Annotated in this window: 14 protein-coding genes; 6 read left to right on the top strand and 8 right to left on the bottom strand. The window is 65.9% G+C overall.

Translation table 11 applies throughout. From position 1 onward, the window contains the following. Positions 1–624: SMP-30/gluconolactonase/LRE family protein (locus tag GWP04_10125; protein ID NIA25908.1), on the bottom strand; the 624-nt coding region annotated here is incomplete at its 3' end. 197 nt (positions 625–821) lie between these two features. Here GWP04_10125 and GWP04_10120 point away from each other — a divergent pair. Next, positions 822–1,067 (top strand): RNA-binding protein, encoded by a 246-nt coding sequence (locus GWP04_10120; GenBank protein NIA25907.1) that lies wholly within the window; start codon positions 822–824, stop codon positions 1,065–1,067. Between the two features lie 113 nt (positions 1,068–1,180). Here the strand turns inward: GWP04_10120 and fetB are convergent, their stop codons facing one another. After that, positions 1,181–2,023 (bottom strand): iron export ABC transporter permease subunit FetB, encoded by an 843-nt coding sequence (gene fetB, locus GWP04_10115; protein NIA25906.1) that lies wholly within the window; start codon positions 2,021–2,023, stop codon positions 1,181–1,183. Continuing rightward, positions 2,016–2,690 (bottom strand): ATP-binding cassette domain-containing protein, encoded by a 675-nt coding sequence (locus tag GWP04_10110; protein ID NIA25905.1) that lies wholly within the window; start codon positions 2,688–2,690, stop codon positions 2,016–2,018. Before GWP04_10110 ends, fetB begins: the two co-directional genes overlap by 8 nt. A 120-nt stretch (positions 2,691–2,810) precedes the next feature. Here GWP04_10110 and GWP04_10105 point away from each other — a divergent pair, with 120 nt between their 5' ends. Next, positions 2,811–3,710, top strand: a complete 900-nt coding sequence (locus GWP04_10105; GenBank protein ID NIA25904.1) for a hypothetical protein — start codon at positions 2,811–2,813, stop codon at positions 3,708–3,710. A 107-nt stretch (positions 3,711–3,817) separates the two neighbouring features. Here GWP04_10105 and GWP04_10100 read toward each other — a convergent pair whose 3' ends face one another. From GWP04_10100 to GWP04_10080, 5 genes are all read right to left on the bottom strand, one after another. Then, the gene (locus tag GWP04_10100; protein NIA25903.1) at positions 3,818–4,882 is read right to left on the bottom strand and encodes a hypothetical protein; all 1,065 of its coding nucleotides are present in this window, start codon (positions 4,880–4,882) and stop codon (positions 3,818–3,820) included. A 6-nt stretch (positions 4,883–4,888) separates the two neighbouring features. Next, complete coding sequence (locus GWP04_10095) at positions 4,889–5,908, bottom strand: alpha-ketoacid dehydrogenase subunit beta (GenBank protein NIA25902.1); 1,020 nt, start codon at positions 5,906–5,908, stop codon at positions 4,889–4,891. A 13-nt stretch (positions 5,909–5,921) separates the two neighbouring features. Continuing rightward, positions 5,922–6,908, bottom strand: coding sequence for a pyruvate dehydrogenase (acetyl-transferring) E1 component subunit alpha (locus GWP04_10090; GenBank protein NIA25901.1), 987 nt, complete (start codon positions 6,906–6,908; stop codon positions 5,922–5,924). A gap of 261 nt (positions 6,909–7,169) precedes the next feature. Next, complete coding sequence (locus GWP04_10085; protein NIA25900.1) at positions 7,170–8,561, bottom strand: aspartate ammonia-lyase; 1,392 nt, start codon at positions 8,559–8,561, stop codon at positions 7,170–7,172. Between the two features lie 77 nt (positions 8,562–8,638). Further along, the gene (locus GWP04_10080) at positions 8,639–9,109 is read right to left on the bottom strand and encodes a redoxin family protein (GenBank protein ID NIA25899.1); all 471 of its coding nucleotides are present in this window, start codon (positions 9,107–9,109) and stop codon (positions 8,639–8,641) included. Positions 9,110–9,190: 81 nt separating this feature from the next. On the opposite strand from GWP04_10080, the gene GWP04_10075 reads away from it, so the two are divergent. The 4 genes from GWP04_10075 to GWP04_10060 are packed head-to-tail and all read left to right on the top strand — an operon-like array spanning position 9,191 to position 13,589. Further along, a complete protein-coding gene (locus tag GWP04_10075; protein ID NIA25898.1) occupies positions 9,191–10,936 on the top strand; it encodes a thiamine pyrophosphate-binding protein in 1,746 nt (581 codons plus the stop codon). Positions 10,937–10,982: 46 nt separating this feature from the next. Then, positions 10,983–11,849: a bile acid:sodium symporter family protein gene (locus GWP04_10070; protein ID NIA25897.1), complete on the top strand. Its 867-nt coding sequence runs from the start codon at positions 10,983–10,985 to the stop codon at positions 11,847–11,849. Beyond that, entirely contained in the window at positions 11,846–12,802 is a 957-nt protein-coding gene (locus GWP04_10065) for an NAD-dependent epimerase/dehydratase family protein (protein NIA25896.1), read from the top strand. The genes GWP04_10070 and GWP04_10065 overlap by 4 nt, the downstream gene beginning before the upstream one ends. Beyond that, positions 12,789–13,589 (top strand): SDR family oxidoreductase, encoded by an 801-nt coding sequence (locus GWP04_10060; protein NIA25895.1) that lies wholly within the window; start codon positions 12,789–12,791, stop codon positions 13,587–13,589. Before GWP04_10065 ends, GWP04_10060 begins: the two co-directional genes overlap by 14 nt. Positions 13,590–13,717: the final 128 nt, after the last annotated feature.

Here is a 13,717-nt window from a genome sequence, read left to right as displayed (position 1 = left end):
GAGCCAGAGGCGCGACACCCGGTACAGGCCGGTCTCGGCGACCACCACGAACGACTCGTCTGCGCTCAACGCGACACCGTTGGAGAAGTACAGGCCGCCGAGGAGCAGTTCGAGAGTGCCATCGGGACGCAGGGCGAACAGCCGCCCGGTGTCCGAATGCTCCATGAGGTCCAGCTTGTAGTGCGCGATGTCGAACCGGGTGCTGGACACGCTGAAGTAGATCGTCCCATCCGCGGCGATCGCCGCGTTGTTCGTCTCGAGGAAGCGCTCGCCTTCGTAACTGTCGGCCAGCGTGGTGAGTGTCCCGTCCGGTTCGAGACGCAGCAGGCCTTGATACGCGTCACAGATGACGAGCCTGCCGTCACCGTCGATCTCCAATCCGAGCGGCCGTCCGTTCGTGTCGGCGATGACCTGCGGTTCCCCACCGTCGGGCGGGTATCGCAGAATCCGGCCGTCTTCCAGGCCGGCGTAGACACGCCCTTGGGCGTCGAGCACCACATCCTCGGGCGCGACGCCGGGAGCGGGCCAGATCTCAACGCCGGCGAGGGCGTTGTTTACCTCGTACTCGCCGACGAGTTCAGGAGCGGCAGGTGGCTGCCATTTCACGGGTTCGATGCGGGACATCGGGTCACCTCCTCTGGGGCTACCTTACGCCTCGGGCCTATCGATGCGCCCCCTGGGCCAGGATCCGCTATCCTAAAAGCGCTGCATGAGCGGCGACTCGCCCGGTTTCTCTTTCCGCCCAACTGAGTGTGGCCGAGTCAGACAAGACAGCGGACCCGGGGGGCGGACGGACCCAGCAGGAAAGGGCGAAAGCCAGCATGAATATCTATGTAGGGAACCTTCCCTTCAACTCCACCGGCAGTGACCTCGAGCGTTTGTTCGGGGAGCACGGTGAAGTGACCTCCGCCAGCGTGATCAGTGACCGGGAGACCGGCCGCTCACGCGGGTTCGGTTTCGTGGAGATGGCCAATGCCGACGAGGCGAAGACTGCCATCCAGGAACTCGACGGACACGACTTCGGTGGTCGCAGACTCAAGGTCAACGAGGCTCGTCCTCGGCGCTAGCACCAAGTGAATCGGAAGAGCCGCCGGTATCCCCGGCGGCTTTTTCTTTGCGCCTGTGGATACTGCGAACCCAGGGCTCAGGGGTACCCATAGGGGACCTACGAGCCCAGGGCTCAGGGGGATACGCGGCGCAGTCGGACGACGAGCGACGCCAGCAGCCCGGGCCGTGTTGACACGTCGGAAGGACGAGGCAGCCGCTTGAGTCGGTGATCGTCGGTGAAGAGCCGGCCTGCGACTCCGAGTGCGACCACGGTCGAGGTCGTCGCCACCGAACCCAGGATCAGGTACATGATCGCCGCCTGCACCAGGACCGCGTCGACCGGATCGACACCGGCGAGGATCAGTCCGGTCATCGCCCCGGGAAGGAACACGAGACCCACCGCCTTCGTGGTCTCGATCTGGGGTGTCAGCGCAGTGCGGAGCGCAGCCCTCACGTACGGTCGTGCCGCCAAACCCGACGCCTGGCCCAGGGCGAGGCGTGCCTCGACCTCGTGGCGCTTGTCGCGGATCTCCTCGATGACTCTGCGTGCCGCCACGACCGTCGCTTTCATCGAGTTGCCGATCATCATCCCGGCCAACGGCACGAGGGTTCGGCCTTCGAGCGGAAACACGCGCAACCCGAAGATGACTCCGAGCGTCACCACCGAGGAGATCCCGAGCGCCAGGAAGCTGAGGCGAAGGATGTCCGGAACCTCACGTGCCCGACGCTGCACGACGATCGCTGCGAAGACGGTCATTGCGCCGACCCAGATCCACGACAAGATCAGCGGCTGTGCCGGGTCGATGACGATCGCCAGGACCGCTCCCACGGCCAGGAGCTGAACGATCGAGCGAATGGTCGCCCAGACGATCTCGCGTTCGAGGTGAAGGCGCTGCCAGAGTGACAGGCCGAGCGCCACGACGATGAGCACCAGCGACGCGATCAAACCGAGAGTCGTGACATCGCCGCTAGCCATGGTTCCCCCCATTCAGGAAACTTTGCACGGAAGCCCCATCGGAGACGAGTTGCCCGTCGCTGATCACCATCACTTCGTCCGCCAATCTGCGGACCTGGGCCACGTCGTGGGTCACCCACAGGATCGGGACACCGTCGAGGCCACGTACGAGGTCCTCGAGATGTTCTGTTGCCGCCGGGTCGAGTGACGCCGTCGGCTCGTCCATCAGCAGGACCTCGGGACCGGTGGCGAGCGTTCGGGCGAGACACAGACGCTGCGCCTCTCCCCCGGACAGGTCGTCGACGGGTTCATCGAGAAACGACTCATCGAGCCCGACGCCTCGAAAGAGCGCTCTCGCCTCGGGTTCGGTGATGGACGGCTCCGCCACCCGCAGGTTGTCGAGGCCGGTCCCACCGAACAGCACCGGCTGCTGGAACACCATGCCGACCTTGCGACGGAGAGCCAGCGTGTCCATGGTGGAGAGATCCTCGCCTCGAAAACGGATCGATCCGCGATCGGGGACGGCGAGCCGGTTGCACAGCCTGAGCAGCGTCGTCTTGCCCGCACCCGAGGGACCGACGATGACGGTGATGCCCTCCCCCTGGACGACCGCATGATCGATCTGCAGGATCGGCGCACCGTCGCCGCCGGCCACGAGCACATCCTCGAACTCGAAAAGGGCACTCACGGCGCCACGTTACTCCTCGAACGTTGAACCCAGGGCTCAGGGGTACCCATAGGGGACCTACGAGCCCAGGGTTCAGGGGGATGTGCACGACATGTCACACCCATGCCTCATGATCGGGGCATGCAGACCGACAAACTCATCCTCGACCTGGCTGCCGGCCAAGGCGGCGTCATCAGGAAGGACCAGGCACTCGAACGCGGAATGACCGTCGGCAAGATCCGAAAGCGGGTCCACTCGGGCCAATGGCAATCCCTGGCCCGTTCCGTATACCGAATCTTCGACATGACCGACTCCGTAAACCGCATACGGGCCGCCATCGCAGGGCTGCCCGACGCCGTCGTCTCTCACGAATCGGCAGCCGAGATGCTCTCCATTCCCCTCGTTCGCCGCGGGCTCGCCGTGGTCACCGTCCACAGCCAGACCACCCACAGCTTCCCGGGCGTCACCATCCATCGCTGTCACGACCTGGACCCGTGTCACATCGCGACGATCGACAACCTGCCCGTGACGACGGCGGCCCGCACGATCGTCGACCTCGCCGCGCTGCTGCACCCCAGGCATCTCGCCGCGATCCTCGATGATCTCCTCGCCTCCAAACAGCTGACCGTCCCCGAAGTGCAGGAAGTGGCGTCTGCGGTCTCGAGGCGTGGCAAACCGGGCTCGGCCTCTCTCAGAACCGTGCTCGCGGAACGGGCCGACTCACCCAACGAGAACGCCAGCCGACTCGAGCTGCTCGGTTTCGAGGTGCTGCGGTCTTCCCAACTCCCCGACCCCATGATCGAGTATCCGATTCCGTGGGCAGAAGATCGGCGCTTCGACGCGGCGTACCCCCATGCGAAGCTCGCGATCGAGTGGGACTCGCGAAGGTGGCACACCCAGGTCGAGGCGTTCGAACGAGACCGGCGCCGAGATCGCCTGGCGACGCTGCACGGCTGGCGACTCGTCCGATTCACGTGGGATGACCTCACCACACGCCCCGCGGAGGTCGCCGAGACCGTCCGCCGTCTCCTGGCGAAGTAGCGACCCGCGTGCACGTTGAACCCAGGGCTCAGGGGTACCCATAGGGGACCTACGAGCCCAGGGTTCAGGGGGACACCCGTGTACACGGGCACCGAGAGTCCGATTCGCTAGCCGCGCACCGCCAGCAACTCGCCGACACGCTGGAGGAAAGCGGCGGCAGGCGCCCCATCCATGAATGCGTGATCGAACGTGAGCGACAACACCACACGAGTCTCGGCGATCACCGACCCGTCTCGGCCGAATCCCGGGCCGGTGCGTACCGCCCCCACGCCGAGGATCGCCACCTGGGGAAGGTTGATGATCGGTGTGAATCCGTCTATCCCCCACCGCCCCAGATTGGTCACCGTGAACGTACCGCCCTCGAAGTCGGCAGCTGCCAGTTCCTTGGCCGTCGCCCGGTCCGCCAGTCTTGCGATCTCTTCGGCGATTTCGTCCACCGTTCGTGCGGCCGGGCTCCTCACCACCGGAGCCACCAAACCGTCGTCGGTCTGCACCGCCACGGCGATGTGTGCAGTCGAAGACGCGGTGAACCGGTCCCCTTCGCGCACACCGTTCAACGCGAGATGCTCCTCCAGCGCGACCGCTGCCGCCTTCACGACGGACGCGGTGATGTGCGCTGGGACACCGCCGCTCAGCACGATGGTCGAATGCAGCGTGACAGGAGCCGTCTCCAGATGCCCTCGCCGCATGTTGCGAGCGACGACTTCGCGAAGGCCCGCGAGCGCGACCCCGGTGTCGCGCGCGCCGTGTCGGGCTTCGGCGGAACGCACATCCGCCTCTGTGATCCGGCCTCCGGGCCCGGAGCCGGACACGCCGGCCAGGTCGACGTCGAGCTCCCTGGCGAGCCGTCGTGCGGCAGGCGAAGCAACCGTTGCCGGCGCCTCTCCGACCGTATCGAGCGCGGGAGTCGGGGTCGCCGCCACAGGAGGTGATTCCCCTGCGGCGGCTATCCGACAGATCGGCGTCCCCTGCGCCACCGGTTCATTGATGTCGACCGGGTCGACCACGACACCGGCGGCAGGAGCGTGGACTTCCGCGGCCACCTTCTCTGCCTGGACCTCGGCGATCAGCTGGCCGTCCTCACATGGTTGGCCTTCGTCGACGAACCAGGCCGTCACGACGGCATCCGCTCCGGCGTCGGTGACCACCGGCATGAGAACGTCGATGGCCATGCGGGCTCAGCCTGTCATCAGTTGTTCGGCGCCGGCGACGATCCGCGCTACCGACGGCAATGTCCACTCCTCGAGCGGGTGGCTGTAGGGAATCGGCACGTCGGGCGTCGCCACGCGCACGGGCGGCGCATCGAGGTAGTCGAATGCACCTTCCACAGCCGTGGTGATCACCTCACCGCTCATTCCGAAGCTCTGGTAATCCTCGTCCACCACCAGCAGGCGATGGGTCTTGCGGACGCTCGCCACGATCGCTTCACGATCGAGCGGCACCAGTGAACGAAGGTCGAGCACCTCGGCTGAGATTCCCTTCTCATCGAGCAGCTCGGCGGCATCCAGCGCCCGGTGCACCGACAGCCCGATCGTCGCCACCGTCACATCGTCGCCCGGCCGAGCGATCGCCGCCTTGCCGATCGGGACTTCGTACGCTTCCTCCGGGACCGGGCCGGTGGCCCGAGGATTGTTCGTCATCCAGCCCAAACCGAGAACGCCTTTGTGGAACATGTAGACGACGGGATTGTCATCTCTGATCGCCGAAGTCATCAGTCCTTTGGCGTCATAGGGATTGGAGGGAACGACGACCTTCATTCCCGGCAGGTGAGCGAAGGTTCCCCACAGCGTCTGCGAGTGCTGTCCGGCGTCCGAATAGCCGCCACCCACGGCGGTCATGAGCACCATCGGCACCTTGACGTTGCCACCGCTGAAGTAATGGATCTTCGCCATGTTGTTGTAGATCTGATCCATGCACACGCCGAAGAAGTCCACGAACATGAGCTCGGCGATCGGGCGGAGCCCATTGATGGCGGCACCGACGGCCGCGCCGATGAATCCGGTCTCGGAAATCGGTGTGTCCATCACCCGTTGCGGGCCGAAGCGATCCAGGAGACCCTCGGTAGACCCGAAGATGCCCCCATAGACGCCGACGTCCTCACCCATGACGAGGACCGATTCGTCGCGTTCCAGCTCAAGGGCGATGGCCTCCGCGATCGCCTTCTGGGTGGTCAGTTTGCGGTCTGTTGCTGTTGTCATGCGACCTCCCCTCTCAAGCGAAGACGTGGTTGAGAGCGTCTTCGGGCTGCGGATACGGGCTCGACTGGGCAAACTCCAGAGCCTCCTCCACTTCGCCGTACATCCGCTCGCGGATACTGTCGACGTCCGATTCGCTCAGGACCCCCTCGTCGAGAAGTCGCCGACCGAATGTGACCAGCGGGTCTCGCTCCGCCATGGCCTTCTTGAACTCGTCGGTGCGATACGCGTCGGCGTCGCCCTCGAAGTGCCCCCACAAGCGATCGGTCTTCACCTCGATGAGGGTCGGCCCGCCTCCGCTTCGCGCCCGGCGGATCGCCTCCCCCACGGCTTCGTACACGCCCACGGGGTCGTTGTCCTCAACGAGGACGCCCGGGATCCCGTACGCGCACGCGCGGTCGCTGTTGTTGGGAATGGCCGTGGCGTCGGCCTTGGGCACCGAGATGGCGTAACCGTTGTCTTCACAGATGAACACGACGGGGAGGTTCCAGGTTGCCGCCAGGTTGAGCGACTCGTGGAATGCACCTTGATTGGCTGCGCCGTCGCCGAAGAACGACAACGCCACGTTGTCGGTGCCGCGCCGACTGAACGCCAGCGCCGCACCACAGGCGACCGGCATGCCCTCGCCGATGATTCCCGAGCACCCGAAGTTCGGCTCGACCGAGAAGAGGTGCATGTGGCCGCCCTTGCCGCGGCCCAGCCCCGTCTCTCTCCCGAAGATCTCCGCTGCCATCTTCTTCAGGTCGACGCCCTGCGCGATGGCCACGTGGTGGGGTCGGTGCGTGGCGGTAATCGCGTCGCCCGCCTTCAGATGCGGTTTCACGCCAACTGCCACCGGCTCTTGCCCGGCTGCCAGATGCATCTCTCCTGGAATGAGGCCCGCCGCGATGTCGAATGCCGGAAGTTTGTCCTCGAAGTAGATCTCCCGGATCCGCTCCTCGAAGCGTCGTATCTTCACCATGGTCTCGTACATGTCGACCAGATGATCTCGCGAAATATCCATCGCACCTCCTGCCCTTGGCCATCAGTGTCCGATTCGAGGGATCGGCGATGTGCCGGCCCTCATGATCTCAACATAGCCCTCAATCGAACTTGTTGACGGATGGAACAATCACACCCTTGCAGCGCACGCTGAACCCAGGGCTCAGGGGTACCCGTGGGGGACCTACGAGCCCAGGGTTCAGAAGGACCCCCGTGCGCACGCTGAACCCAGGGCTCAGGGGTACCCGTGGGGGACCTACGAGCCCTGGGTTCAGCAGGGGGGCTAGAGGACGCCGCCTTCGGTCATCTTCTTCAGGTCGAGGATCTTGTCGAGTTCCTCGGCGGCCAGCCCGCTCATCTCGAGAGCAACCTCGCGGACACCGCGATTGGTGTCCATCGCCACGTGGGCGATGTCGGCCGCCTTGTCGTACCCGACATGTGGCGCCAGCGCCGTGATGATGATGATGTCGCGCTCGACCAGCTCGGTCGCCCGCTCGATGTTCGCCTCGATCCCGTCGACACACTTCTCGGCGAACACCGTCGACGCGTTGGCGAGCAGGTCGATCGACTCGATCAGGTTGTAGCTCATCACCGGCATCATCACGTTCAGCTCGAAGTTGCCGTTCGCGCCACCCCACGTCACCGACACGTCGTTGCCGATGACCTGAGCGGCGACTTGCATGACCGCCTCCGGGATGACCGGGTTGATCTTGCCGGGCATGATCGACGAGCCCGGTTGCAGCGTCGGCAACTGGATCTCACCGATCGCGGTGCGGGGACCGGACGATAGCCAGCGGATGTCGTTGGCGATCTTGAACAGCGACGTCGCAACGGTCTTCAGCATCCCCGAAGTCGCCACGACGGCGTCCTTGGCGGCCTGGGCCTCGAAGTGGTTCTCGGCTTCACGGAACGGATAGCCGGAGCGATCGGCGATGTGGCGGATCATCAGCGGCACCAGGCCGACAGGAGCGTTGAGGCCGGTACCGACCGCCGTGCCGCCCAGCGCCAGCTCCTCGAGTTCGGGGAGGACCTTCTTCATGCGCTCGACGCCCTTGTGGACCTGGGTCGCGTAGCCCGAGAACTCCTGGCCAAGCGTCACCGGGGTGGCGTCCATCAGGTGGGTGCGTCCCGTCTTGACGACGTCTTTGAACTCCTCGGCCTTGGCGTCGAGCGAAGCGCCGAGCTTGCCGAGAGCCGGAAGGAGATCTTCTCGCACGGCGCCCGCGGCGGCGATATGGATGGCCGTCGGGATCACGTCGTTGGAGGACTGCCCGTTGTTGACATGGTCGTTCGGGTGCACCAGCTTCGAACCGAGGTCCCCACCGAGAATCTCGGTCGCCCGGTTGGCGATCACCTCGTTGGCGTTCATGTTCGTCGATGTACCGGACCCGGTCTGGAAGATGTCGACGACGAACTCGCTGTCGAGCTTGCCTTCCATGACCTCGTCGCAGGCCTGCATCACCGCGTCGGCCTTCTCGGCCTCGTAGCGGCCCATCTCCTTGTTGGCCTTCGCGGCGGCCCATTTGATCAGCCCGAGCGCCCAGATGAACCGGCGACCGAACCGCAGCTTGGAAATCGGGAAGTTCTCGACGGCACGCTGGGTCGACGCCCCGTAATAGGCGCCGGCAGGCACCTGCATCTCGCCCATCGAATCCCGTTCGATGCGATAGTCCACGATTCACTCCTCTCATCGATCGGAGGCGACAGCCCCCACCATCTCGAGTCCTCTACCTAGAGGACGTTCTTTCCACTTCAGCCAGGTTTGAACACCGGGAGGTCGTCGGCGACGACGAGCGCCGGCCGGCTGCCCACCCGCGTGGCGAGCAGCGTCTCCAGCTCCTCGGCGTCGGCACGCGCCCATCCGTACGTGGACCAGGTCACCTGCCCGTCTTCGATCAGGGCCAGCGACGGCACGGCGATCACCCCGAACGCGTTCGACATCGCATAGGGAGGCTCGTCATACAGGGTTTCGAAACCGACGCCCAGCTCCTCGTAGAACTCGTCGGTGACCGCCGGGGTGTCCTGCGAAACGGCCAGGATCCTCACCGCAGGCTCGTAGCGGCGCCACTGGTCGTACACCGGCAGCCCCACCCGGCAGGTGGGGCATGAGGTCTTGAACACGATCACCAGGGTGGGCCGGTCGAGGAGATCGCGGAGTGCATGGTGCTTGCCGTCACGGTCGACCAGATGTGTGTCCGGCACTCGGTGTCCCGATTCGATCATCGTGACGCGAAGGTTAGTCCCGGCTCTCGGGGGCCCCGCCGCCCCTCGCCCGTTAGGCTCGCAAAGGCACAGGAGGTGGGAATGGGTTCCGTGACCGGTGGCGATCTGATCGCCGACGTACTCGCCGCAGAGGGCGTCGAGAAGGTGTTCGGCCTGCCGGACGGCACGTACATGGGGCTGCTCAATGGTCTCGAAACCAGAGGGATTCCCATCGTGACGCCCCGGCATGAGACGACCGCGCTGCACATGGCAGGCGCCTACGCCAGGCTCACCGGCCGCCTCGGCGTCGCCATCGCCAGCAACGGCCCTGGCGTCGCCAACGCGCTGCCCGGCGTCGCCGTCGAGAACGCCGAGGGAAACCGGGTCCTGCTGATCACGAGCTCGCGCCGTGTCGCGATCACCGACCCCGACCGGGGCGGCGCGTACCAGTACTTCGATCAGGTCGCGACGATCACTCCGATTGCGAAGTGGTCCGCACGCGCGGTCTCGGCACAGCGTGTCCCCGAGCTCCTGCGCACCGCACTGCGCGAGTCGTTCCGTGGCCGGCCCGGTGTCGTACACCTCGACGTTCCCGAGAACGTCATGAACGGCAAGACCAAACCGGCGCCGGTGTGGCAACCGCGCCGCTACCGGCGCGTCGACCCTCTCGTACCGGACCCGCAGCTCGTCGAACGGGCGGCGCAGCGCCTTGCCCAGGCCGCTCTGCCGATCATCCACGCGGGCGGCGGCGTCATCCATGCCCGGGCCCACGAACAGCTCGCCAGGGTCGCAGAGCTGCTGCACGCTCCGGTCACGACCTCGTGGAGCGGCCGGGGGTCGATGTCGGAGACCTCCCCGCTCGTCTGGCCGATCACCGCCATCGAGGCGACGAACGAGGTGCGTAACGCCGCGGACGTCGTCCTCGTGATCGGGTCACGCATCGGCGAGACCGACTGGTGGGGCAAGGCGCCCAACTGGCGTCAGGATCAGCAGGTGATCCAGGTCGATGTCGACGAGGCGGTATTCGGATCGAACAAGCCTGTCGACCTGGCCATACCGAGCGACGCCGCGACGTTCCTCGAAGCGCTCGCCAAAGCACTCGAGGGGAAACAGGACGAGGATCTGCTCAACGCGCGCCGACCCGAAGTGGACCTGCTCATCGCTTCGCGCATGGACAAGGCCGCCAGGCTCGACAAGCATCTCGAGGACCGCTCCGTGCCGATGAACACCGCACACGTCCCCGCCACGTGCATGGAGGTCTTCGACGATGACGCCGTGTTCGTCGTCGACGGCGGCAACACGGCGGTGTGGGCGAACTTCTTCCTGCAGGTGCGCACCCCCGGCACGATGCTCGCCACCCCCCACTTCGGGATGTTGGGAGCAGGCCTCGGGCAGGCGCTCGGCGCCGCGGAGGCATTCGGTGACCGCCAGGTGTGCTGCATCATCGGGGACGGGGCCTTCGGATTCCACCCGCAGGAGATCGAGACCGCGGTCCGCAACGGCAACCGGATCGTGTTCCTGGTCGTCACCGACCGCCAGTGGGGAATGGTCAAGATGTCCCAGTCGATGGCCCGGCACCCGGTCAAGATGCTGGTCCGCAAGTCCCTCGACCCGGACGAGACGATCAACACCGAACTCGGTGAGATCGGCTACGACGCCATGGCCCGATCCATGGGTGCGCATGGCGAGCGGGTCGCCGACCCTGGGCAGTTGCGCCCGGCGATCGAGAGGAGCCTTGCGACGGGGGGATGTGCGGTCATCCACGTCGATGTCGACCCCAAGAAGCACCTGTGGGCGCCAGGGTTGATGCACTTCAAGAAGATGCACCAAGAGCCGGAAGGGAAATGACGTGATCGATCAGCTCACCCTGAACTTCGACAAGAGCAGCCTGCTCATGCTGAATGTCCTCATCGGCCTGATGATGCTCGGCATGGCCATGGACCTCGACATCAACGATTTCAAGCGCCTCTTGCGCCAGCCCAAGCCGCCGGCGATCGGCCTCGGCGCCCAGTTCATCCTGCTCCCGGCGTTCACCTACCTGCTCACCCTGATCCTGCATCCGGCGCCGTCGATCGCTCTCGGCATGATCCTGGTGGCGTCATGCCCCGGGGGGAACCTGTCGAACGTGATGACCTATCTGGCGGGCGGCAACGCGCCCCTGTCGGTCGGGATGACGGCAGTCTCGACCGCGGCGGCGATCGTGATGACGCCCCTCAACTTCGCGTTCTGGGGCAGTCTCAATCCGGACACCGCCGCGATCCTCAGGCGGGTCTCCCTCGGGCCACTCGACCTGTTCATGACGATCTTCGTGATCCTCGGCATCCCCCTCGTGCTCGGCATGGTGATTGCACGCCGGTGGCCCAGGATCGCAGGGAAGGTGCGAGGTCCGTTCAAGACCTTCTCGGTGATCGTGTTCATGGCGTTCGTCGCCGGCGCTCTGGCGAACAACTGGAACAACTTCGTCACCTACATCGGGTTCGTCGTGTTCGCCGTGTTCGTCCACAACGCACTGGCATTCTTCCTCGGCAACACTGCGGCCCGGTTCGCTCGACTCAACCAGCGTGACCGGCGAGCCGTCACCATCGAAGTCGGATTGCAGAACTCCGCCCTTGCGCTGATTCTGATCTTCAACTTCTTCGACGGTCTCGGCGGCATGGCGCTCATCGCTGCGTGGTGGGGCATCTGGCACATCATCGCGGGACTGACCCTCGCCGGGTTCTGGTCCCGCCGGCCGGTCGAGGTCGAGGCAGCGGCGGCGTGACCCGATCGGTCCTCGTCACCGGCGCCGGCGGGTACGTCGGAGGCCAACTGATCGAATCACTGGCCGCCGCTCCGGGCCGGCTCACGACCATCGTCGCCATGGACGTTCGGGAACCCTCCGAGCGTCTCGACGGTATCACCTATGTCACGATGGACATCCGCGACCGGGCGCTCGAACGGGTCCTCGCCGAACACGAGATCGACACCGTCGTGCACCTGGCGGCGATCGTGACACCCGGCCGCACACCGGATCGCGATCTGGAATATTCGATCGATGTGGGTGGCACCGAGAACGTGCTGGAGTCGTGTGTCGGCGCCGGGGTGCGCAAGGTGATCGTGTCGTCGTCCGGCGCCGCGTACGGGTACCACGCCGACAACCCGGAGTGGCTCGGCGAGGACGATCCGCTGCGCGGCAACGTTGAGTTCGCGTACGCGGACCACAAGCGACAGGTGGAGGAGATGCTGGCGGCATGGCGTTGCGAACACCCCGAGCTGGGCCAGCTCGTGTTCCGTCCCGGGACCATCCTCGGGCGCGGCACCCGCAATCAGATCACCGACCTGTTCGACCGGCGGATCATCATGGGCATCCGCTGGGCGCCCACACCGTTCGTGCTCATCTGGGATCAAGATGTCGTCGCGTGCCTGCGGCGGGGCATCTTCACCGACCTGACCGGAGTGTTCAACCTTGCCGGAGACGGGGTGCTCACCCTCGCCGAGATGGCCGAGCGGATGGGCAAGCGGTACGTGGCGGTGCCTGCTCGGGTCGTGCGTGGCGCGCTGGCCGTCCTGCGGCGTCTGCGTCTCACCCAGTACGGACCGGAACAGGTCGACTTCCTCCGTTACCGGCCGGTGCTGTCGAACCGGCGGTTGAAGGGCGAGTTCGGCTACGTGCCGCAGAAGACCACCTCCGAGGTCTTCGACGAGTTCCTGGCGGGACGGCGTGACAGGCCGTGACCTGACCGACGCCGTCGTGGTGATCACCGGGGCTGCGGGAGGCCTCGGCGCTGCGATGAGCCGCCGTTTCGCCAAGGCAGGCGCCCGCCTGGCGCTGCTCGACATCGACGATGCGGCCCTCGGCGCTCTCGGCGCCGACCTGCCCGGAGCCGTGACGGCAGTGTGCGATCTCACCGACTTCGAGCAGGTCGAACGCGCAATGGCGCACGTGGTCGCGAGCCTCGGCGGTGTCGACGTGCTGATCAACAATGCCGGTCTCACTCACCGCAGCGCTTTCGCCGACACCGACCTGTCGGTGTTGCGCCGGGTCATGGAGGTCAACTACTTCGGGGCGGTGCACGCCACCAAAGCGGCCCTGGCCTCGATCGTCGAGCGGCAGGGAGCGATCGTAGCAATCAGTTCGGTGGCAGGGTTCGCTCCCCTGCTGGGCCGCAGCGGGTATGTGGCGTCCAAGCACGCCCTCGGCGGGTTCTTCGAGACGCTGCGAGCCGAGCTGCGCGGCACCGGTGTCGATGTGACGATCGTGGCGCCGACCTTCGTCGACACTCCGTTTCGGTTCCGCACGCTCGACGGGGACGGGTCGATCACGGACCATCCGCAGTCACGGGTCGGCTCGATGCTGTCCCCCGAGCAGGTCGCCGACGCGCTCCTCCGAGCCGTGAAGCGCCGCCGGCCTTTCGTGGTGCTCGGCAGGGTCGGCAAGCTGACCCGGTTGCTCGTACGCGTCACACCGGCGCTCTATGAACGCCTGATGGCCCGCTCGCTGCGCTCCGAACTGGAGCGGTAGGCGCTTCTCTCAGCCGCCGGCCGGCAGCACCCCCAGACCCCCTCCGCCCTCGGCCAAAGCGCCGAGGACACCTCCCCCAGCGTCGGCCTCCGGCCTCCTGGGGGAGGAAACGAACGTCTCTCCCCCCA

The organism is Gammaproteobacteria bacterium, assembly GCA_011682695.1.
Classification (GTDB): domain Bacteria; phylum Actinomycetota; class Acidimicrobiia; order Spongiisociales; family UBA4744; genus BMS3Bbin01.
The sequence above is the reverse complement of the archived record's forward strand: the minus strand, read 5'-3'. Positions and strand labels throughout refer to the sequence as shown.

Excerpts from the sequence above, each read along its gene's own strand:
- GWP04_10120 (NIA25907.1), top strand. The coding sequence starts at position 822 with ATGAATATCTATGTAGGGAACCTTCCCTTCAACTCCACCGGCAGTGAC.
- GWP04_10080 (NIA25899.1), bottom strand. The coding sequence starts at position 9,109 with ATGATCGAATCGGGACACCGAGTGCCGGACACACATCTGGTCGACCGT.
- GWP04_10100 (NIA25903.1), bottom strand. The coding sequence starts at position 4,882 with ATGGCCATCGACGTTCTCATGCCGGTGGTCACCGACGCCGGAGCGGAT.
- GWP04_10095 (NIA25902.1), bottom strand. The coding sequence starts at position 5,908 with ATGACAACAGCAACAGACCGCAAACTGACCACCCAGAAGGCGATCGCG.
- GWP04_10070 (NIA25897.1), top strand. The coding sequence starts at position 10,983 with ATGCTGAATGTCCTCATCGGCCTGATGATGCTCGGCATGGCCATGGAC.
- fetB (NIA25906.1), bottom strand. The coding sequence starts at position 2,023 with ATGGCTAGCGGCGATGTCACGACTCTCGGTTTGATCGCGTCGCTGGTG.
- GWP04_10105 (NIA25904.1), top strand. The coding sequence starts at position 2,811 with ATGCAGACCGACAAACTCATCCTCGACCTGGCTGCCGGCCAAGGCGGC.
- GWP04_10090 (NIA25901.1), bottom strand. The coding sequence starts at position 6,908 with ATGGATATTTCGCGAGATCATCTGGTCGACATGTACGAGACCATGGTG.
- GWP04_10075 (NIA25898.1), top strand. The coding sequence starts at position 9,191 with ATGGGTTCCGTGACCGGTGGCGATCTGATCGCCGACGTACTCGCCGCA.